Raw genomic sequence first — 20,055 nt, forward strand, 5'->3', positions numbered from 1 at the left:
ACGAAGAATTTGTGTTGTTTTTAGTAGAAGTTATTAACGAGTTTGTAACGTGATATTGAGTTTTATAGTCAATAAATACACATAATCTATTGTTACGTAGATGTTAAGTTTTAGTTTTATTGATATAAAATTAATTAAGAATCGAATTATAGAAGTATCTTTGCACTTTATTAAATATAATATTTTTTTACAATGAAAGAAGGAACAGTAAAGTTCTTTAATGAATCTAAAGGTTTTGGATTTATTACTGAGTCAGGATCAAACACAGAGTATTTTGTACATGTATCAGGTTTAATCGATGAGATTAGAGAAGGAGATACAGTAGAGTATGATCTTAAAGAAGGAAAAAAAGGTTTAAACGCAGTTGACGTTAGAGTGTTGTAATATCTAAACTCACCAAAATTTTCTTAAGAGCTTGTTTTTCAGGCTCTTTTTTATTGCAATAATGTTACGTTTTTAATTTTTAATAAAAAAAAAGCTATACATTTGCGCCCACTTATCACGAGATGATGAGATTTGTTAATAATCAAGGTCGCGTACCTTAAAAATTAAAAATTATGCCTGTAAAAATTAGATTACAAAGACACGGTAAAAAAGGAAAACCTTTTTACTGGGTAGTAGCTGCTGATTCAAGATCAAAAAGAGATGGTCGTTATTTAGAAAAAATCGGAACGTACAACCCTAACACTAACCCAGCAGTAATTGACTTAGATGTTGATACAGCTGTAGAATGGTTACAAAAAGGTGCTCAACCAACTGATACTGCAAGAAACATTTTATCTTATAAAGGTGTTTTATTAAAGAATCATTTAGCTGGTGGAGTTAAAAAAGGAGCTTTAACACAAGAACAAGCAGATACTAAATTTGCTGCTTGGTTAGAGGAAAAAACTGGTTTAGTAGCTGGTAAAGTTGATGGTTTAGCAAAGGCAGATGCTGATGCAAAAGCAAAAGCTTTAGAAGCTGAAAAAGCTGTAAACGCTGCACGTATTGCTGCTAATACTCCTGCTGCACCTGTTGCAGATAGTGAAGAAGTAGCTGCAGATAACGAAGCAGATAGCGAAGAATAAAAAACTGTACTACAATGATGATGCAAAAAGAAGAGTGTTTTTATCTTGGCAAAATCGTTAAAAAACATAGTTTTAAGGGGGAAGTGGTTATTAAGTTAGACACTGATGAACCCGATCTTTACGAAAATTTGGAATCAGTTTTTGTCGATTTAGGCAATAATCTGGTTCCTTTTTTTATTGAAAAATCTTCGTTAAGTAAAAGCACTATGTTTCGTGTAAAATTTGAAGATGTAGATACCGAGCAAGATGCTGATGCTATTATGCGAGCAGGAATTTATTTGCCTTTAAATTTACTACCAAAACTTACTGGAAATAAATTTTATTACCACGAAGTTATAGGTTTTACGATTATTGATAAAAATTACGGAGAGGTAGGTACTTTAGCATATATAAATGATAAAGCAGCGCAACCTCTTTTTGAAATTGAAAATGGAGATACCGAAATTTTTATTCCTATGATTGATGACTTTATTAAAAAAGTTGATAGAGAGAATAAAACAATTGAAGTAGAAACGCCAAAAGGATTAATCGAATTGTATTTAGAAGATTAACTTTTTCCTTTTAGAAAATAAATTAATAAAAAAAGCCTAGAAGATTTAATCTTCTAGGCTTTTTTTGTTTTACTGAAGGATAAAATTACTTTTTAACTATTATAAAAGCTTGAAGAAAAATAAAAATGTATTTTTACAGACCTTAATTTATAGATTAAAAGAATGAGTTTATTAGAAGAATTACAAGATAGAAGTGACAATCAATGTGAGTTATGTACTTCAAAAGATAATTTATCAATTTATGAAGTTAAACCAATGGCTATTGGTGGTGTTGATGGTAGCTTATTAGCTTGTGATACTTGTGTTGAACAAATTGAAGATGTTGAAAAAACAGAAGCAAACCATTGGCGTTGTTTAAATGATAGTATGTGGAGTGAGTTTAGAGCCGTAAAGGTTATTGCTTGGAGAATGTTATCTAGACTTCGTAAAGAAGGTTGGCCTCAGGATTTGTTAGATATGTTGTATTTAGAAGATGATGATTTACGTTATGCTAAAGAAAGTGGAGATCATTTAGATGAAAGTGAAAAAATAATTCACAGAGATGCAAACGGAGTAATTTTACAAGCAGGAGATTCTGTAGTATTAATTAAAGATTTAAAAGTAAAAGGTTCTAGTATGGTTGCCAAACAAGGTACTGCTGTTCGTAGAATTTCTTTAGATCATGAAAACGCAAATTATATTGAAGGTAAAGTAGGGCCAACTCAAATCGTTATTATTACTGATTACGTTAAGAAAATGGCTGAGAAAGAGTAGTTAATGTATTTTATTCTTGTATAGAAAATATTAAAAATTCATAAAATGAAAATAAAGAAAGGAATTAAAAATAATATAATCGATAAATTATTAATTCTATTAATAATTTTTATTTGTGGTAATGTTATTTCGCAAGAGAAAAAAACGGACAATTATAATGAATGGATAGAAACTAGTTTTAAAGATGAGTTTGGAGACAACACAGGAAGAAAAGCAAGGGTCTATTTGACAAAGGGGAAGTTTGGTAATAGTGCAACTACTAATAGTAATTTAACTGTTAGAATTACTGAGTATAAAAAATATTTCCACATTAGCTTATTTGAATATGATAGTCCTCCAGAGGCAATTCTATATGGAGGGGAGTATAATTTTGTTTTAGTAAGTTTTAAAGATAAGAAAGGTAATATTACAAGGAAAGGAGTTCCCTTTCTTAAAACTGGGGGATTAAGAATAAAAAAAGAAATAAACTAGGTAAAATTATGTTGAAAAATGAACCAATACAAGTTTATATAACAGAAGTGTCTGATCAGAGACATAATTCAACGTATGGCTTTAATTTATTTTATTAAGTAACAAAAAAGGGAGCATTTTAAACGTTCCCTTTTTTAATTCTTATTTTTCAGTATTATAAAATACTTTATAATATTTCATTTTTTTCTCTTCATCATAACCTTGTTCTAGATATTCTGAAGAAGCATCAGGTGCGTCTACATCAATTTTAATTAGAATATTTGTATCGAGTTTAAATTCTGTTTTAAACTTACTTTTTTCTTTTTTTAATACCGCATCTGAAACTTCAAAGTTATTACGGATTAAAACATCATTCAAACCTTCAAAATGTTTTTTGTAGTCTTCAAACATGCCTTTATGTTTCTCGTCTTCAAAAATTTCTTCTTTAAAACCATGATAATCTACGTTTTCATGCTCTTTAAAATAATCAACCGTATTGGCTAAGAAATTGCTTTGTTCATGTTTTCCGAATTCAGGTTTTATAATTTCTTCAGAAAAATCTTTACACATTTCTAAATAATTCTGAGTATGTAAATTACGATCATCTGCAAATTTTGCATTTAAGAAATTTTTAATCCAATATTGCGCATCATAATTATTGTTATCTACTGATAAGATTACGGTTCCTTCAGTATCAGAAGAATTTATGATTAAACATCCTTTGTCTAATTTTTTAGTTGAAATTCCTTTCTGAACAACCACATCAAAACTATCATCATCTAAATATGTTTGTAAAAAATCTACTTTACTTTCAATTTTAAAAACACCAACAGCTTCGGTTAATATGTCTTTATATTCGATGCCTTCGAAATAAACCACCAAAACATCACCTGTTTTTATATTGGCAGAATTTGATTGTTCGTATAAGTGATTTACAATGTTTTTAGAATGCTCTATGAACGTGTTTTCATCTTCAAAAATATCAGAAGTGTATTTGTTAATTTCGTTTAAACGAACATCAGCATGATGGTTAAAACGATAACTTTGTGTTACTGTACCAAAGTTTTTTAATAAAAAAGGCATCAATAATTCGTAGCTTTCCTCATCGAAACGAACTAAGCTTTCTGAAAAAGCATTTTGGCCACTATTGTATTTATTAGCAACTTTATGAATAATACATTTGCTAATTTCTGCACGCGTTCTTTTAATCATCTTCTAAAATATTGGAAGACAAAAATAGAGAAACTAAAGTTTTAATTTAAATTGTTCGGGAAGTAATTTAAAAGTCATTCTGTGATAAGGAGTTGCACCAAATTCACGAATTGCGTTTCGATGTTCTTTTGTTGGGTAGCCTTTATTTTTTCGCCAATTATATTGCGGATATTCTTGATGAATTTTTTCCATATATTCATCTCTATATGTTTTTGCTAATACAGATGCTGCTGCAATACTCATAAATTTAGCATCACCTTTTACAATTGTTTCGTGCGGAATTTCTTTATAAGGTTTAAATTTATTACCATCAACAATAATAAATGCAGGTTGCGGAGAAAGTTGTTCTATAGAGCGTTGCATACCAGTTATAGATGCCTGTAAAACATTTATCTCATCTACTTCTTTATGATCTACAAAAGCAACGCCAAAGGCTAAGGCATGTTCTTCGATATAAGGGCGTAATTCACGACGCTTTTTTTCTGAAATTTGCTTAGAATCATTCAGTAATTCATGATGAAAATTTTCAGGCAAAATAACGGCTGCTGCAACCACAGGTCCAGATAGGCAACCTCTACCAGCTTCATCTGTTCCTGCCTCTAAAATATGTCCGCTATAATTTAATTTCAACATATTACAAATTAACAGTTTTCAAAGAAATTATTCACAATTTTTGTCGTTTAATTATTTTACTTTTGTCATTATGAAGAAATTTTTTATAATCATTATTTTATTAGTGTTAAGCGCTCAAATGTATTCTCAGAAAAGAGACCTTCCGAGAGGTTTAAATGTAGGGAATAGAGGTGGTTTTAATCAGAGCAATGATTCTATATATGAAGGAGAGGTTAATGTAAAACTTAGCGGTAAAACAAAGTATACCGATTATAAGATAATCTCTTTTAAAAACGATACTACAATTGTAGATACTACGTTAACGTTAAAGAAGCATTATAAGTTTAATTTTTTAAGAAAGGATAATTTCGAGTTATTACCCTTTCATAACCAAGGACAAACATTTAATAATTTAGGATATAATTTTAAAGGTATTTCTCAGTTCCCTGATATTGGTTTTCGAGCAAAACAGTTTAATTATTTCGAAAAAGAAGATGTAGATTATTACCATGTGCCAACACCAACAACCGAAGTTTTATATAGAACAGGATTAGAGCAAGGACAAGTTTTAGATATTTTATTTACCACAAATTTTTCAAAACGATTTAATGTAGGCTTGTCCTACAAAGGGATTCGTTCGTTAGGTGCTTACAGGCGCGCATTATCAAGTTCAGGTAATTTTAGAATGAGTTTTAAATATGAAACTCCTAAAGGACAATATGCTATAAAAGGTCAGGCAGTTAATCAAGATTTTTTTAATCAAGAAAACGGAGGTTTAACAGCTACTTCTTTAGAGGCTTTCTTAAACGACGATCCTAACTTTAGTGGTAATAGAGGTAGATTAGATGTGAATTTAAATGATGCCGAAAATACACTAGAAGGAAAACGTTTGTATTTTGAACATACCTTTAAGCTACTATCAGCAAAAGATAGCTTACATGAAAATGATTTTTCGAATTTAAAAATAGGACATTCTTTTACAAGAGATTCTAAATACTATCGTTTCAACCAGTCAACTGCAACACCATCTTATTTTGGTGACGCAAACACATCAGGAAGCATAAATGATAAAGCCAGTTATTTACTTTACAATAATGAAGTTTTTTTAGATTTTAATTCTAAATATATATTGGGGAAGTTCCGCGTAAAAACAGGATATACCTCGTATAGTTATGGGTATGAAAACCTACAGAATAATTTAGTTGGAATTACTAAGAATAAGTTAATAGGAAAAGCAGTTTCTTTTGGTGCAAATTGGAACGGAAAAATAAAAAACTTTTATATAAATGCCTCTGGTAATTTAACACCAGGTAGCGCAAGACTTTCTGGAAACGATTTAAAAGCTGAAGCCTTTTATAAAAAGGATAGTTTATTTACGATAAAAGTGCATTTAGAAATAAGTAACAAATTACCAAACTTTAACTTTTTACTGCACCAAAGTAGTTATAACGACTATAATTGGGAAAACGATTTTGCTGCTGTAGGAACAAGAACATTAGGCGGTGTGTTTGAATCTAAATGGGGAAATGCATCTGTAGATATTACAAATATTGATAATTATACTTATTTTGATGAAACAAGTTCTCCGCAACAATTTTCGGGGAGTGTTAATTATTTAAAAGCAAAAGTAGCCAAAGAATTTACTTTCGGAAAATTTGCTTTGGATAACACAGTAATGTATCAAAAAATAGCAAATGGTAATGATGTATTTAGAGTGCCAGAGATTGTAACAAGAAATACGTTGTATTATTCTGATAGTTGGTTTAAAGGAGATCCTTTATATGTGCAAATAGGAACTACGTTAAATTATTTTTCAGAATACAAAGCCAATACTTATAATCCGTTATTAGCTGAATTCAGGCTGCAAAATGATACTGAAATAGGTTATCCTACGGTTGATGTGTTTTTTAACGCAAGAGTGCGTAGAACACGTATTTACTTTAAGGCAGACAATGTGAGTTCTTTTTTCTTAAAAAAGAATTATTTATCTGATTCTAACAACCCATACAGAGATTTTGTAATCCGTTTTGGAATTGTTTGGAATTGGTTTATATAATTAAATAAGAACTATTACGTATGTTGTTTATTTTGATTTTTCTTATACTCTCATTAACATTCAGTTTTTTGAGTATTTTTTTTCTGGCAAGATGGAAAGAGTTATTCTCTTTTATTTCATGTAATATCGTAATTCTATTTTTTTACACACTATTAATTTATTTTAGAGAAAGTGATAAAATAGAATTTGGATTTTATTTTAAGATATTATTGTTAATAACGCTCCATTCATTTTTGATTTTTCTTTTCGCTATTTATAAATATCATATAATATCTAAAAAATGAAAAATCAATTAAAAAATAATTGGAAACTATTTTTAATAGCTAGTTTAACCTTAGGATTGGCTCCTTTTAATCCGCCACATATTGTTGGTAAACTAAAATGGATTTTAGGAGGAAATGCTTTTTCAGGTGAACAAGCAATGCAATTTAAGGATTGGTTTGATGTTTTATTACACGGATTACCTTGGTTGCTTTTAACAGTATCTATGCTATTAAATCTTTCTGCATTATTGGTAAAAACCGATTCGGAATAGAACTCTCCTTTTTGTCAATTATAACAAACCCTTGGCTTTTATAGAAGTCCACCGCATTTGGATCGGCTAATAAAGTTAGTTTGTTTACTTTTAGGTTACGCGCTTTTGTAAAAGCGTGTAATAATAAATTTTTACCAATTCCTTTTCCAATAAATTCAGGAAGAATAAACAGCATTTCTAGTTCAATTTTATTTTCTATGGGTTGGTTTAAAATGTAAAAGCCTGCAATTTTATCCTTTTGAAGAAATTTATAAACAAATACATCTTCAATCATTTTAGATGTAACAGTTAAATCACTTCGCCAACTTTCTATTAATTCATTAGAATAGCCCCAATACCCCTTAGAGGTTAAAGCAATATTGGTTAATAAATTCCTATCGTTTATGGTGGCTTTTTGTATCATATAAAAAAGATTCCCTCATTCTGAACAAAGTGACGGAATCTATAAAATATAGTTTTTTGATTGTAAGATTACTTCGGAATAAAAATTCTTCGTAATAACGTATTTATTTTTTAGCGATTTGTCTGATTTTAATTCTAAAAGCAGCAAACAACAACGTCATAAACGGACTTAAGTAATTAAATATGGCGTATAAAGCATACTCGCCAACACCAACACCTAAAACACCAGCTTGGTAAGCACCACAGGTGTTCCACGGAATTAATACCGAAGTTACGGTTCCTGAATCTTCTAAGGTTCTACTTAAATTCTCAGGCGCTAAACCTTTGTCTTCATAAGCTTGTTTAAACATTTTACCAGGAATTACTATCGCTAAATATTGATCTGAAGCAATAATATTTAACCCTAAACAGCTAATAACGGTACTTGCAAATAATCCGAATACAGAAGTTGCTATTGCTAATAATTCTTTTGTAAGTTTTGCTAAGGCACCAATAGCATCCATAACTCCACCAAAAACCATAGCACATATAATCAATAAGATGGTCCATAGCATTCCAACAACACCACCTGCGCTAAATAATTCGGTTAACTTTTCATTATCCGTTTGTACTTGAGTATCTGTTATAACAGCATTTAAAACTGATTGATATCTAGATTCAGATAAAGCATCTAGTACATCACCTTGAAAAATAAAAGCAAAAACAGCAGCTAAAACAACTCCAGTACCTAAGGCAACTAATGGTTTTGTTTTTAATAAAATCATGGCAATAACTACTGCAGGAACAATAAATAATACCGGTGAAATATGAAACGTATTTTTAATACTCGCTAATAAATTACTTATATCTGTACTTCCTGTAGTATCAATTGTTGCACTTAATATAGCAAAAACAATAAGTGTAATTGTAATTGTTGGCACTGTGGTATATGCCATATATTTAATATGTGTAAATAAATCGGTGCCAGCCATAGCAGGAGCTAAATTTGTAGTGTCAGAAAGAGGCGACATTTTATCGCCAAAATAAGCTCCAGAAATTACAGCACCAGCAATCATTCCTGTCGGAATTCCTAATGCACTACCAATTCCTACCAATGCAATACCTACCGTTGCTGAGGTGGTCCAAGAACTTCCTGTAGCTACCGATATAATTGCTGCAATTATTACCGATGCAGGTAAAAATATTTCAGGACTTAATACTTGTAATCCGTAATATACCATGGCAGGTATAATTCCACTTACCAACCAAGTTCCTGCTAAAGCTCCAACTAAAAACAAAATCATAATAGGAACGAAAACACTTTTCCAGTTTTCTAAAACTTCAGAAACCATTTTTTTAAGTGATACTTTATTGTAAAACCCAACACCAGCAGCAACTAAGCCTCCTATTAATAAAATATATTGATTAGAATAATCTCCTAACCAAGCGCCGTCTGCATAAAAAATATTATACGCCAATAAACTCATTAAAATGATTACAGGAATTAAAGCTTCCCAAATATTTAATTCTTTATTATCAATAATTTTTTGGCTATCTATATTAATTTCAGATAAGTTTTTATCGTCTTGCATTGTATCTTTTTTTTCGGTTTGTAATGTTACGATTTTGTATAGAATTATACAAGTAGAATTCGTTTACTACATTTGCTTTTATGGATTCATTAACTCAAATTGTTTTAGGTGCTGCTTGTGGCGAATTAGTGCTTGGTAAAAAGATTGGAAATAAAGCATTGTTATTCGGAGCCATTGGTGGTACAATCCCCGATTTAGATGTGTTTATTGGCGGATGGTTGTATAGTAATGAAATTGATGCGATGGCTTTTCACCGAGGGTTTATGCATTCCATTTTATTTGCTGTGTTTAGTTCTTTTCTCTTCGGATGGATCACTTTTAAGTTATACAATAAAGGTAAACGTAGCGAGACAACGACATTAAAAAATTGGATTTGGCTTTATTTTTTAGCAATTTTCACGCATCCTCTTTTAGATAGTTTTACACCTTACGGTACACAATTGTTTTTACCTTTTTCTGATTATAGAGTTGCATTTAATAATATTTCGGTGGTAGATCCTTTATACACATTGCCGTTTTTAATATGTTTAGTTGTTGCGATATTTTATAATCGAAAAAGAACAAGAAGAGTAGCCTGGGTAAAAACAGGTGTTTATATTAGTTCGGCTTACATGTTATTTACTTTAGGGAATAAGATTTATATAAATAGGGTGTTTAAAAAATCATTTGATGAAGCAGGTATTTCTTATAGCAGATTTTCTACACAACCAACAATATTTAATAATGTTTTGTGGTACGGAGTTGCAGAAACAGAGAAGAATTATAAAATAGGATTCTATTCTTTATTAGACACCAAAGTAAAAGTAGACACAATACTAACGATTCCTAAAAACAGAAAATTGTTAGATGTAAATCATCCAGATATAAAAACCCTAACTTGGTTTAGTAATGGTTATTACAATTTAGTGCCAATAGATTCTTCAGAAAACGTACAATATTTAGATTTACGCTATCCGTTATTAAATCCTAAAGACTTTACAACATCAGTATTTAAGTTTGAATTAAAAAAAGATGGAAATCGCTGGGATATGGTTCCGTTTTCAGGAAATCCACCTTCTAAAAAAGACTTAAACGAGTTTTTAAAACGATTTAAGGGAATTTAAAGCGCTCTAAAAATATCTAATAATATTGGTTTTAATCCGCTAAAGAAAAATTCTACAGCAATAACCATAACAATTAATCCCATTAAACGCATCATTACATTAATACCTGTTTGACCAAGTATTTTAATGATTTTAGAAGAACTATATAGTATTATATAAGTTAATAAAATTACTAAGAAAGCCGTAAAAATTAGTGCTACTTTTTTCTCAAGAGAATCGGCATCTTCCATCATAACAATTGCGTTTGTTAAAGCACCAGGGCCACATATCATAGGGATTGCCAGGGGTGTTACAGAGATGTCGTTTACATAGTTTTTTACTTCAGGATCTTTCAATTTTACTTTCCCTAACCTTGCGTGCAGCATATCCATTCCCATTAAAAAGAAAATTACACCACCTACAATTCTAAAACTATTAACGGATATTCCAAAAAAGTTGAATAATAATTGACCAGAAAAAGCAAAAATTAAAATAGTAATAAAACTAACTATCGATGCTTTTTTTGCCGTTTTTGTTCTATGACTCTGATCTAAGTCGGCTGTCATTGTCATAAAAATAGGCATGGTACCAAAAGGATTTATCAACGTAAAAAAAGACGTAAAAGATAAAATTCCAAAAGCGATTACTTCATTCATAGTTTACTATTTATAAAACTCCAGTATTTAACATGCAATCTTTCATCATTTGATATGTTCTTTCAATATCGTTGTCTAAACCAATAGAAAAACGGATTAATCCATTAGATAAGCCCATTTCTTTTTGTTCATCTTCAGGTATTTCTGATGAAGTAGAGGTGCCAGGAGCAGAGAACAATGTTTTGTAAAAACCTAAACTAACAGCTAAGTAGCCTAAGTTTTTTTCTTGCATTAATTCCATCAAAGCATTTGCTTTCTCTAAAGAACCTGCATCAATAGTTAGCATTCCTCCATAACCGTATTCTTTGTTCATCATAGATTTAAAAATTTCATAAGAAGGATGAGATTTTAATCCAGGATATACTGTTTTTAATCCATCAGCTTCAAACTTCTTAGCTAAAAAGGTAGCATTTTCACTATGCTTTTTCATACGAATATGTAAAGTTCTCATGTTTTTTAATATTGAAGAAGAGCGTAAAGAGTCCATCGAAGAACCTAATAGCATACTAGCTCCGTCAATCACACTTTTTTGTGAGTTTATAAAATCTGCAGAAGCACAAACAACGCCTCCCATAGTATCAGAAGATCCATTAATAAATTTTGTTAAACTATGAATCACAACATCTGCTCCTAATTGAGCAGGAGAAATTGATAAGGGCGAAAATGTATTATCAACCACCAATTTTAAATGGTGTTTTTTAGCTAAAGCAGCTAATCCTTTTATATCTGCTACTTCTAATAACGGGTTACTAACAGATTCGCAATAAATCATTTTAGTATTTTCGTTAATAGCAGCTTCTACTATATCTAACCTTGTAATGTTTACAAACGATGTATTTATACCCATGCGAGGAGTAAAATTCTTTAAGAAGGCATAAGTTCCCCCATAAATTGTTCTGCTAGATACAATATGATCTCCAGCACTACAAACTTGTAAAATTGTTGGTGTAATTGCTCCCATACCAGAACCTGCAACATTTGCAGCCTCAGTTCCTTCCATAGCAGCCAAAGCTTCACTTAAATATAAGTTTGAAGGTGAGGTATGACGAGAATATAAGTAACACCCGTCTGTATTGCCTTCAAAAGTATCGAGCATTGTTTTTGCTTCTAAAAAAGTATAGGTAGAAGAATCAGAAATAGAAGGGTTTACTCCACCAAATTCTCCAAAATATTGTAAATCTTGAATATTGTTTGCAGGTTTAAAATCCATAGGAAAAAATGTTAGTTGTTTATTAAGCTGTAAAACACTTCTTTTTTTGAATGTAAATCAATAAAATAATACGCTTTTAGATTATTTTTCTTTAAATTAGATTAATTTCAGATTTAAAGAGCGTTTTTTGTTTCTTTATTAAAAAAAAGGAGTTAGATTTTCAGATGAAAATAGATACAATAGATAAAAAACTTTTGGTGTTACTTCAAAAAGATAGTAAACAAACGTCTAAACAACTTTCTTTAAGTTTAGGTTTGTCGGTTACTGCAGTATACGAGCGTGTTAAAAAGTTAGAAAGAGAAGGAGTAATAACAAAGTATGTAGCGTTATTAGATAAAAATAAAATAGGAAAATCTTTTCTAGTTTTTTGCCATTTAAAACTTGAAAAACATACCAAAGAAAACATTGTAGTTTTTGAAAGAGAAATTAATAAACTAGAAGAAGTAATAGAATGTTTTCATGTAAGTGGAGATTACGATTATATTTTAAAGATTTATGTAAAAGACATGGATGAATATCGTGATTTTATGGTAAATAAATTAACTACTTTAAAACATATAGCGAGTACTCATAGTACTTTTACTATAGGAAAGGTTAAGAGTTCTAATGCAATAATTTTATAAGATATTTTGTTCGTTTTTGTAAAAAGTATCAGCCTGAAGTTTCATGAGATTACGAGCCATTTTTTGCTTATAATTGTATAATTCTTCTTCCGTTTTTAAATCGGAATATACTTTATTGTTGATATCAATGTCTGTTTTTAAAATAGCTTCTCGTTGCTGTACTTGTTGCTGAATCCACGTTTTTATAATTGATTCCTGGTTTTCGAGTTTATAATCATATTCTCCTTTAGAGCTGATGAGTTTCGAGAAAATAGGCGCAGTTTCAATAGCTAAGAATAACAAGAAAATAAAGAAAGATGGCAACAAAGGAAGTTTATTTAAGGCCTCTATACGCGCCATTAATCCGTCGAAATTAGAAATTATGGGTTGGGTTTTCGTTTCTGTTAATTTCTGATTTTCTTGTAAGTTTATAATCGCTAATTCTTTTGCTTTAATTTTTTTGTTATTACTTTCCTTTAATAATTGTAGCTCAGCTAAAGCAGCATCGTGTTTGGCTCGTTTTTCTTTGTATACAGGGCCTTTTCCTAAACGCTTCGTTCCTTTTGTGCCTTCAGCTTCTGCAATATATGTTTCGTAAAGAGAATTTGTTTCGCCTTCTTTTGCAAGAATTTCATTTTTTAAAATTGCAATTTCTGAATTAATATTGTTTATTTCGGGTGTAAACTGTTGCGCAATTTGCGATTTATTAGCTAACGTCATTTGATTTTTCTCGGTAAGCAAAACTTGATTTATTTCTTTTTCGAAAATCTTTAATTCCAAAGGTTTAGAAATTACCACAGCAATAATAAATGCTAAAAACAACCGCGGAATTACCTGTGCTATTTCTTGACGTTTAGATTCTTTTTTTTTGAGGGTTGAAACAATAAAACGATCTAAATTAAAGATTAGCAACCCCCAAATGAATCCAAAAAAGATAGCGGAGTATAAGTTGTCGAAAACTGTAAATAAAGCATAGCTACAAGCAATGGTTGCCATTAGCGCTGTAAAAAAAACAGTAGCACCAATACCTGCGTATTTGTTTTGTTCTCCGTTAGCGCAATCTTTAATTAAAAGTAAGTCTACTCCCGAACAAATTAAGAAAAATTGTTTTAACATAAAAATAAGTGTATACTATAAGAACGATACTTTCAAAGAAATGTTACAAAAAAAGCCTCAATTAAGAGGCTTTTAACATTTTTTTTAATATCCTTTTTGCATTAACTTTATAATTTTGTCCTGAATTTTAGAGATATACAAATTTATAGCAGTTTTTTCTTTACCAGTATAAGCGGAACCATAATGATAATCTTTATTATTTTTAAGATGATTAAAAAAATCTTTTTTAGATGTTTTTTTATCTTCTATAAAATAATTTTTTTTAAACGTTTCATCTAGTTTTTTAAATTCAGTAGACTTGTTAGATGTTGGTTTTTCTTTTGTGTCTTTTCTCTTATAAACGTCGCCGGTTTCAGTATTTACATCTTCTACTATATGTACCTCGTCTTCGACTACCCAGTTGTTTTTTGTTTTTACTTGTGGTTTAGCAGCTAATTTCTCTAAGTTTACATCTTCTATTATATGCACTTCATTTCCAACTACCCATTTGTTTTTTGCCTTTTCTTTGGATGAAGTTAGAGTTTTAGATTTGTTGTTTTCTTTATTTGTTTTAAAAGAGTCAGAATTTGTTTTAGTAGTTATATAAATTTTTCCTGACCCATCTTTGTTTTTTTTAACGGAGGTAGTTTTAATGTCTTTTGGATGAATTTTATTTAAATTTTCATAGGCGATTATTTTTCCGTTTAAATAAAAAGTTATGTTTTTAAAATTTTCATCTTTAATTATTTGTAAGTCGTTTTTTACTACCCAACCTTTTTTTATTGCAGGAGACGGAGGAGGAATATTGGATACCTCACCTTTCTTTACAATTGGAGCAAGTGGCGGTGGAATATTAGATTTTTCACCTTTTTTAATTACTTTTATACTTGCAGGCCTTGGTGGTGGAGGCGGTAAAATGGTATCTTTATTTTGGATACTTAACTTAAGAGCATCAGCGTTTTCTAATTTCAGCTTAACATCATCTAAAACTGATTCAGAAGCAATACTTTGTTTTGAAGATTCTCTTTTAATAGGTGCATCTATATATTTTTTCTTTGGATCTTCTTTAATCGTTATCTCTTCAATTTTATACTCGTTTTTTAAGTAATTTAAAAAAGCTTTTTCTCTTTTCTTATTTTGATAATCAAAATATTTTTTAGTATATAAGCTTGCCTGATGTTCTTGAGGAAAACGTTTACTGCGTGCATTTTTGTACACAAAACTAACAGAATAGTTAGAGAAATCTGAAGCTTTGTAATTATTAAGGATTTCGTTTTTTACCACTTTTTCATCAATCCAAATTGCATACTCTTTGTTGTTCTTTAAATCTTCAATTAATTTTTGACTTGGTACTTTCTTTTTAGTTTTTAAAGGAGGTGGAGGAGGTAGTTGCGCTTTTTCTTTTTTTGTTAACTCATCAAATCGTTTTTTAACTTTGTTTCCGTTTTTATCTTTTTTAATGTTAAAACTATTTCTGTAAAAATAACTTTTGTAAATTTCACTATCAGATAGTTTTCCTTCTTTTAAAGGAACATCCTCTGTAATTTCTTCGATAATTGTTTCTTGTGCTTCAACTCTTTCAGCAAACAAGAATACGAATCCTACTGTAACTGGTATTACAGCCAGTTTTTTTAATAAGACTTTGGTTCGTGAACTTTGTTTTGTCATCATTAGTAATCTTTTTTTCGTTAATAAATAATTCAAATTACTGGCCAAGTAATAATCGTTGTTCCAAGCAGTTTTATTCAATAATAAATGTTGATACTCAGAAATATTTTTATGATTAGAAATCACTTTTGTGTCTGCTAAAAACTCGTGATTTAATTGTATTGTTTTTTTTAAGAAGTAAAAAATAGGGTTAAACCAAAAAACAATTTTTAAAACTTCAATAAGCAATACATCAAAAGTGTGTTTTTGTGTAGCATGTGTAAGTTCGTGCGTAAATAATTCTTCTTCAATTTTCTGTGAATCATATGCAGTTTTATTGATGAAAATATAATTCCAAAATGTGTGCGGACTTATTTCATCATCAACTAAAACCAACGTTGCTTTTTGATGTTTTATCGTGCAGTTTTCTCTAGTTTTTTGATAAATAGTAACTACATTTTTTATAAACCGAATTAATAAAATTGTCGATATAAAAATGGAGAAGTATATGAAGTAATTAAAATAATTAACAGGTGTTTCAATGACTTCTGCAGTTTCAAAAACAATAGGTTGTTCTGTTGTTGCTTTCATAGTCTCTATAATTTGTAAAGGAGAAGCTTCTGTGTAAATTATAAATAATGGCGCTAAAAATGAAAATAATACACTACCTAACAAATAAAAACGATTGAATTTGTGCATTTTTTCTCGCTCTAACACCAAATGATAAAAAAGTAGTAGTAGCGTTAAACAAATTGCAGATTTTATGAAATAACTAATCATTATTGTTGCTTTTTAATTTGACTATCGATAATTTTTTTTAAGCTTTCTAATTCAGAAACAGATAAATCAGTTTCTTTGGTAAAGAAAGAAGCAAACTGACTAGCAGAATCGTTAAAGAAATTTTTTATCAATCCGTTTACATGTTTCGAGAAATAATCTGTTTTTTTAACTAACGGATAATATTCTCTAGATTTTCCGAATAAATTATAGGCAATAAAACCCTTATCATTCATTCTTTTTAACAAAGTAGCTACCGTTGTTGTTGCTGGTTTAGGTTCTGGAAACTCCGCTAATAAATCTTTCATAAAAGCTTTTTCTAGCTTCCATAATAATTGCATCACTTGTTCTTCGGTTTTTGATAATTGCATAGTACACTTCTTTTTTGCTCTACAAACATAGAGTAAATAATTTAATTCTACAAATGTAGAGTTTAAATATTTTTATTGATTTTGGTTTTAAAGTTGATAAATCTGTTTGTGTTAAGGATTGAAACGGCATCCTTTTTTATGATTATTAAATATTCGTCATTACGAGGAGGTACGACGAAGTAATCTCATTGGGGTTTGAAATTACTTTATGTTGTTTGCAATGGCATTAAGATTTACTAGGAAAAAAGATATAGTTGAAAGCCTGCCTTAATTATTATCAAAATAATTACGGAACGCCCAATTTCTCGATACAATTTTATTTCATACTTCAATAAAATCACTCGAAATGACAAGCATAAAAAAATCCGCTCATTGCTGAACGGATTTTATTTATGATGATAATGTCTGTTCGAGCGCAGTCGAGAACTTTTAAAACTTTACAACTGCACTCAAAGAGATATTTACTTAGATAATTCAGTAAAATACTTATAAAAATAAGGAATTGTTTCAATTCCTTTAAGGTAATTCCAAATACCAAAATGCTCGTTTGGTGAGTGAATTGCATCCGAATCTAATCCGAATCCCATTAAAATAGTTTTACTTTTTAATTCTTGCTCAAATAAAGCTACGATAGGAATACTTCCTCCGCTACGTTGCGGAATAGGTGTTTTTCCAAAAGTTTCGGTATACGCTTTGCTTGCTGCTTTATAAGCGATATTATCGATAGGTGTAACATAACCTTGGCCACCGTGATGCGGCGTAACTTTTACGGTTACAGATTTCGGTGCAATGCTTTCGAAATGATTTTTAAACAATTCGGTAATTGCTCTCCATTCTTGATTTGGTACTAAACGCATTGATATTTTAGCGTACGCTTTACTTGCAATTACTGTTTTTGCACCTTCACCGGTATAACCACCCCAAATTCCGTTTACATCTAAAGTAGGGCGAATAGAATTGCGTTCGTTGGTTGTGTAACCAGCTTCCCCATGTACATCTTCAATTTTTAAAGCATCTTTATATTTATCTAAAGAAAAAGGCGCTTTTGCCATTTCAGCACGCTCTTCACGAGATAATTCTTCTACATTGTCATAAAAACCAGGAATAGTAATATGGTTATTTTCATCATGTAATGAAGCAATCATTTTTGTTAAAATATTGATTGGGTTTGCTACTGCACCACCATATAAACCTGAGTGTAAATCGCGATTTGGACCCGTAACTTCAACTTCTACATAACTTAAACCACGTAAACCTGTAGTGATTGAAGGAATATCGTTAGCGATCATTCCTGTATCAGAAATTAAGATCACATCGTTGGCTAATTTTTCTTTGTTTCTTGGTACAAACCAAGCTAAACTTTCAGAACCTACTTCTTCTTCACCTTCAATCATGAATTTTACATTACAAGGTAAGTTTCCTGTACTTGTCATGTATTCCATTGCTTTTACGTGCATATACATTTGCCCTTTATCATCACAAGCACCACGCGCAAAAATTGCACCTTCAGGGTGAATGTCTGTTTTTTTAATTACAGGCTCAAAAGGAGGTGAAGTCCATAAATCAATAGGATCCGCAGGTTGTACATCATAATGACCATACACCAAAACGGTTGGTAAATTTGGGTCAATTATTTTTTCACCATAAATAATAGGATATCCAGGAGTTTCGCAAATTTCTACTTTATCACATCCCGCTTTTTCTAAACTGTTTTTAACAACATCAGCAGTGTTTAATACATCTTTGCTAAAGGCTGGATCTGCACTTACAGAAGGAATTTTTAATAAATCGATAAGCTCGTTTATAAATCTATCTTTATGTTGAACAATATAATCTTGTACGTTTTTCATGTGTTGTAATTTAGTAAGCATCAAAAATAATAAAAATTTTGTGCTTCTCCTTTGTAGTTTACAAGTATTGTTTATATTTGCAGCCACAATTAAATTTGTATGCGGGTGTGGTGGAATTGGTAGACACGCTAGACTTAGGATCTAGTGCCGCAAGGTGTGAGAGTTCGAGTCTCTTTGCCCGTACAGATTAAAAAAAGCTTCTCATTTACGAGAAGCTTTTTTATTGTTTAAAAAGTTACATTCAATTACCTAAAACTCCAGTTTTTATAATTACTAGAAGCTTCTAGTTTTATTTCGATAGCATCTGGTAATTCAGGAAAAAAATCGATTCCAGTTTTTTCTTCTAAGGTATCAATAGAAACTACAAAATCATATAAAGGTTTTTTACTTTCTTCATGAGGAAATAAAAAAGCAATAGCCTTTATTTCTGGCTGTGAATAATCTAAGAGTATCTTATAAAATTCAGTAGGAACACTTACTTTATTTTTTCCAATAGTTTTTAAGTTCGGTTTTAAAATACCACCAGTTATTACATATAAATGTTGGTTCTTTTTAGCCCAGTACCGTGTTTTTTGCTCTAATTTGTTCCAGATACCAGCATTAAAATCGTGTTTCTGTGGCGTAATATTAGAGGTGTAAAAAGTTTCGTCATGAGCTTCTTTAGAATAACGTTTATCCGCAGCAGGGCATAAATGCCCTTTATCATATCCAGATTTTTTATAACTCCTCCAATTGGCAGATTTTGTCTTTACTTTCGGGTCATTAATAAAGTAAGGACGCTTAAAATCATTATAAACAATATCGTTTTTACTTAAAGAATACGCAACCCATTCCGCTTGTTCGTGTTCCTCATTATAAGATAACTGATATCCATCGTGTTTTATAATTACACCTGTTGTTGAGCTTGGTAAATAATTAAAACCATTTACATCTTCAATTACTATATCCGCAGGAAAATCAATAGTATTTTCTTGAGGTTTTAAATAATAACCAACGATTAAAACGATAATAGCAACTACTAATTTTATTTTTTTAGAAGTACTCATTAACTTTTTAGCAGAATCTCTTTAAAATCATCCGTTTTTTCTACCTGATCAAATATTGTTTGAAATTTGGTTGGAGGCACCGATAGTTTTCTTTTTACCAAATCTAACCAAGCTCCGTACACGGTAATTACTGCCGATAATTTCCCTGCTTCATTAAAAACTTCATGTTGTATTTTCCAACGTTCTCCTTTACTCGATAACCCAATTACTTTAAGATTTACAGAAATATCGGTTCCCATATGAACCTCACGTAGAAATTTGGTGTTCTCCTCAAATAAAATCGGACCTGTTTTTTCTTTTGTAAAATCCTGTATAGTAATATTATGTTCTTTAAAAAAACGCAATCTTACTTCGGCAGCATAATCGTTGTATGCTGTGTGTCGCATATGTATATTGGCATCGAAATCTGACCATCTTGTTTTAAAATCTACACTAAAACTCATTTTTGTATTTTTTTTTGAAAAGCGAAGATACAAATTTTCATTTTTTTAGCGTTACCAAGAGGGTCGG

21 protein-coding genes and 1 tRNA gene are annotated in these 20,055 nt (G+C 30.4%); 10 read left to right on the forward strand and 12 right to left on the reverse strand.

Going from position 1 to position 20,055, the window contains the following annotated elements; all coding sequences use genetic code 11:
* Positions 1-192 precede the first annotated feature (192 nt).
* The 5 genes from RRF68_RS10930 (at position 193) to RRF68_RS10950 (ending at position 2,842) form a co-directional block, all read left to right on the forward strand.
* Positions 193-384: a cold-shock protein gene (locus RRF68_RS10930; RefSeq protein ID WP_218772155.1), complete on the forward strand. Its 192-nt coding sequence runs from the start codon at positions 193-195 to the stop codon at positions 382-384.
* Positions 385-557: 173 nt separating this feature from the next.
* Complete coding sequence (locus RRF68_RS10935) at positions 558-1,067, forward strand: 30S ribosomal protein S16 (protein ID WP_315944367.1); 510 nt, start codon at positions 558-560, stop codon at positions 1,065-1,067.
* Positions 1,068-1,087: 20 nt separating this feature from the next.
* Positions 1,088-1,618, forward strand: coding sequence for a ribosome maturation factor RimM (gene rimM, locus RRF68_RS10940; protein ID WP_218773529.1), 531 nt, complete (start codon positions 1,088-1,090; stop codon positions 1,616-1,618).
* 162 nt (positions 1,619-1,780) lie between these two features.
* Entirely contained in the window at positions 1,781-2,371 is a 591-nt protein-coding gene (locus RRF68_RS10945; protein WP_315944368.1) for a PhnA domain-containing protein, read from the forward strand.
* A gap of 45 nt (positions 2,372-2,416) precedes the next feature.
* Positions 2,417-2,842 (forward strand): hypothetical protein, encoded by a 426-nt coding sequence (locus tag RRF68_RS10950; RefSeq protein WP_315944369.1) that lies wholly within the window; start codon positions 2,417-2,419, stop codon positions 2,840-2,842.
* Between the two features lie 141 nt (positions 2,843-2,983).
* Here the strand turns inward: RRF68_RS10950 and RRF68_RS10955 are convergent, their stop codons facing one another.
* Together RRF68_RS10955 and RRF68_RS10960 are read right to left on the reverse strand one after the other, a co-directional pair.
* A complete protein-coding gene (locus RRF68_RS10955) occupies positions 2,984-4,033 on the reverse strand; it encodes a nucleoid-associated protein (RefSeq protein ID WP_218772158.1) in 1,050 nt (349 codons plus the stop codon).
* A gap of 33 nt (positions 4,034-4,066) precedes the next feature.
* Entirely contained in the window at positions 4,067-4,666 is a 600-nt protein-coding gene (locus tag RRF68_RS10960; RefSeq protein ID WP_315944370.1) for a ribonuclease HII, read from the reverse strand.
* A 70-nt stretch (positions 4,667-4,736) separates the two neighbouring features.
* Between RRF68_RS10960 and RRF68_RS10965 the strand changes: the two genes are divergently transcribed.
* Entirely contained in the window at positions 4,737-6,701 is a 1,965-nt protein-coding gene (locus RRF68_RS10965) for a putative porin (RefSeq protein ID WP_315944371.1), read from the forward strand.
* 280 nt (positions 6,702-6,981) lie between these two features.
* Complete coding sequence (locus RRF68_RS10970; RefSeq protein WP_218772161.1) at positions 6,982-7,236, forward strand: hypothetical protein; 255 nt, start codon at positions 6,982-6,984, stop codon at positions 7,234-7,236.
* Here RRF68_RS10970 and RRF68_RS10975 read toward each other — a convergent pair.
* Together RRF68_RS10975 and nhaC are read right to left on the reverse strand one after the other, a co-directional pair.
* Entirely contained in the window at positions 7,187-7,639 is a 453-nt protein-coding gene (locus RRF68_RS10975) for a GNAT family N-acetyltransferase (protein WP_315944372.1), read from the reverse strand. The two genes, RRF68_RS10970 and RRF68_RS10975, sit on opposite strands and share 50 nt — an antisense overlap.
* A 103-nt stretch (positions 7,640-7,742) precedes the next feature.
* A complete protein-coding gene (gene nhaC / locus RRF68_RS10980) occupies positions 7,743-9,209 on the reverse strand; it encodes a Na+/H+ antiporter NhaC (RefSeq protein ID WP_218772163.1) in 1,467 nt (488 codons plus the stop codon).
* Between the two features lie 80 nt (positions 9,210-9,289).
* On the opposite strand from nhaC, the gene RRF68_RS10985 reads away from it, so the two are divergent.
* Positions 9,290-10,312 carry a metal-dependent hydrolase gene (locus RRF68_RS10985; RefSeq protein WP_315944373.1) on the forward strand — a complete coding sequence of 341 codons (1,023 nt, stop codon included), beginning with the start codon at positions 9,290-9,292 and terminating at the stop codon, positions 10,310-10,312.
* On the opposite strand, the gene RRF68_RS10990 is transcribed toward RRF68_RS10985, so the two are convergent.
* Positions 10,309-10,947, reverse strand: coding sequence for a MarC family protein (locus RRF68_RS10990; RefSeq protein ID WP_315944374.1), 639 nt, complete (start codon positions 10,945-10,947; stop codon positions 10,309-10,311). The two genes, RRF68_RS10985 and RRF68_RS10990, sit on opposite strands and share 4 nt — an antisense overlap.
* Before the next feature lie 10 nt (positions 10,948-10,957).
* The gene (locus RRF68_RS10995; protein WP_315944375.1) at positions 10,958-12,157 is read right to left on the reverse strand and encodes an aminotransferase class I/II-fold pyridoxal phosphate-dependent enzyme; all 1,200 of its coding nucleotides are present in this window, start codon (positions 12,155-12,157) and stop codon (positions 10,958-10,960) included.
* Between the two features lie 164 nt (positions 12,158-12,321).
* Between RRF68_RS10995 and RRF68_RS11000 the strand changes: the two genes are divergently transcribed.
* Complete coding sequence (locus tag RRF68_RS11000) at positions 12,322-12,780, forward strand: Lrp/AsnC family transcriptional regulator (protein ID WP_315944376.1); 459 nt, start codon at positions 12,322-12,324, stop codon at positions 12,778-12,780.
* Here the strand turns inward: RRF68_RS11000 and RRF68_RS11005 are convergent.
* The 4 genes from RRF68_RS11005 to RRF68_RS11020 form a co-directional block, all read right to left on the reverse strand.
* Entirely contained in the window at positions 12,775-13,875 is a 1,101-nt protein-coding gene (locus RRF68_RS11005; protein ID WP_315944377.1) for a DUF4407 domain-containing protein, read from the reverse strand. The genes RRF68_RS11000 and RRF68_RS11005 overlap by 6 nt on opposite strands.
* A gap of 84 nt (positions 13,876-13,959) precedes the next feature.
* The gene (locus RRF68_RS11010) at positions 13,960-16,281 is read right to left on the reverse strand and encodes a M56 family metallopeptidase (RefSeq protein WP_315944378.1); all 2,322 of its coding nucleotides are present in this window, start codon (positions 16,279-16,281) and stop codon (positions 13,960-13,962) included.
* Positions 16,281-16,649, reverse strand: a complete 369-nt coding sequence (locus RRF68_RS11015; protein ID WP_218772171.1) for a BlaI/MecI/CopY family transcriptional regulator — start codon at positions 16,647-16,649, stop codon at positions 16,281-16,283. Before RRF68_RS11015 ends, RRF68_RS11010 begins: the two co-directional genes overlap by 1 nt.
* 461 nt (positions 16,650-17,110) lie before the next feature.
* Complete coding sequence (locus RRF68_RS11020) at positions 17,111-18,499, reverse strand: dipeptidase (RefSeq protein WP_315944379.1); 1,389 nt, start codon at positions 18,497-18,499, stop codon at positions 17,111-17,113.
* 101 nt (positions 18,500-18,600) lie between these two features.
* Between RRF68_RS11020 and RRF68_RS11025 the strand changes: the two genes are divergently transcribed.
* Positions 18,601-18,682, forward strand: a tRNA-Leu gene (locus tag RRF68_RS11025).
* 62 nt (positions 18,683-18,744) lie between these two features.
* Here RRF68_RS11025 and RRF68_RS11030 read toward each other — a convergent pair.
* Positions 18,745-19,545: a DNA/RNA non-specific endonuclease gene (locus tag RRF68_RS11030; RefSeq protein WP_315944380.1), complete on the reverse strand. Its 801-nt coding sequence runs from the start codon at positions 19,543-19,545 to the stop codon at positions 18,745-18,747.
* Positions 19,545-19,988, reverse strand: coding sequence for an acyl-CoA thioesterase (locus RRF68_RS11035; protein WP_218772174.1), 444 nt, complete (start codon positions 19,986-19,988; stop codon positions 19,545-19,547). Before RRF68_RS11035 ends, RRF68_RS11030 begins: the two co-directional genes overlap by 1 nt.
* Between the last annotated feature and the right edge of the window lie 67 nt (positions 19,989-20,055).

The organism is Tenacibaculum sp. HL-MS23, from assembly GCF_032463465.1.
Classification (GTDB): Bacteria; Bacteroidota; Bacteroidia; order Flavobacteriales; family Flavobacteriaceae; genus Polaribacter; species Polaribacter bernardetii.

What these genes read in the sequence shown, in the direction of transcription:
- RRF68_RS10930 (WP_218772155.1), top strand. Translation starts at nt 193, where the DNA reads ATGAAAGAAGGAACAGTAAAGTTCTTTAATGAATCTAAAGGTTTTGGA.
- RRF68_RS10935 (WP_315944367.1), top strand. Translation starts at nt 558, where the DNA reads ATGCCTGTAAAAATTAGATTACAAAGACACGGTAAAAAAGGAAAACCT.
- rimM (WP_218773529.1), top strand. Translation starts at nt 1,088, where the DNA reads ATGCAAAAAGAAGAGTGTTTTTATCTTGGCAAAATCGTTAAAAAACAT.
- RRF68_RS10945 (WP_315944368.1), top strand. Translation starts at nt 1,781, where the DNA reads ATGAGTTTATTAGAAGAATTACAAGATAGAAGTGACAATCAATGTGAG.
- RRF68_RS10950 (WP_315944369.1), top strand. Translation starts at nt 2,417, where the DNA reads ATGAAAATAAAGAAAGGAATTAAAAATAATATAATCGATAAATTATTA.
- RRF68_RS10955 (WP_218772158.1), bottom strand. Translation starts at nt 4,033, where the DNA reads ATGATTAAAAGAACGCGTGCAGAAATTAGCAAATGTATTATTCATAAA.
- RRF68_RS10960 (WP_315944370.1), bottom strand. Translation starts at nt 4,666, where the DNA reads ATGTTGAAATTAAATTATAGCGGACATATTTTAGAGGCAGGAACAGAT.
- RRF68_RS10965 (WP_315944371.1), top strand. Translation starts at nt 4,737, where the DNA reads ATGAAGAAATTTTTTATAATCATTATTTTATTAGTGTTAAGCGCTCAA.
- RRF68_RS10970 (WP_218772161.1), top strand. Translation starts at nt 6,982, where the DNA reads ATGAAAAATCAATTAAAAAATAATTGGAAACTATTTTTAATAGCTAGT.
- RRF68_RS10975 (WP_315944372.1), bottom strand. Translation starts at nt 7,639, where the DNA reads ATGATACAAAAAGCCACCATAAACGATAGGAATTTATTAACCAATATT.
- nhaC (WP_218772163.1), bottom strand. Translation starts at nt 9,209, where the DNA reads ATGCAAGACGATAAAAACTTATCTGAAATTAATATAGATAGCCAAAAA.
- RRF68_RS10985 (WP_315944373.1), top strand. Translation starts at nt 9,290, where the DNA reads ATGGATTCATTAACTCAAATTGTTTTAGGTGCTGCTTGTGGCGAATTA.
- RRF68_RS10990 (WP_315944374.1), bottom strand. Translation starts at nt 10,947, where the DNA reads ATGAATGAAGTAATCGCTTTTGGAATTTTATCTTTTACGTCTTTTTTT.
- RRF68_RS10995 (WP_315944375.1), bottom strand. Translation starts at nt 12,157, where the DNA reads ATGGATTTTAAACCTGCAAACAATATTCAAGATTTACAATATTTTGGA.
- RRF68_RS11000 (WP_315944376.1), top strand. Translation starts at nt 12,322, where the DNA reads ATGAAAATAGATACAATAGATAAAAAACTTTTGGTGTTACTTCAAAAA.
- RRF68_RS11005 (WP_315944377.1), bottom strand. Translation starts at nt 13,875, where the DNA reads ATGTTAAAACAATTTTTCTTAATTTGTTCGGGAGTAGACTTACTTTTA.
- RRF68_RS11010 (WP_315944378.1), bottom strand. Translation starts at nt 16,281, where the DNA reads ATGATTAGTTATTTCATAAAATCTGCAATTTGTTTAACGCTACTACTA.
- RRF68_RS11015 (WP_218772171.1), bottom strand. Translation starts at nt 16,649, where the DNA reads ATGCAATTATCAAAAACCGAAGAACAAGTGATGCAATTATTATGGAAG.
- RRF68_RS11020 (WP_315944379.1), bottom strand. Translation starts at nt 18,499, where the DNA reads ATGAAAAACGTACAAGATTATATTGTTCAACATAAAGATAGATTTATA.
- RRF68_RS11030 (WP_315944380.1), bottom strand. Translation starts at nt 19,545, where the DNA reads ATGAGTACTTCTAAAAAAATAAAATTAGTAGTTGCTATTATCGTTTTA.
- RRF68_RS11035 (WP_218772174.1), bottom strand. Translation starts at nt 19,988, where the DNA reads ATGAGTTTTAGTGTAGATTTTAAAACAAGATGGTCAGATTTCGATGCC.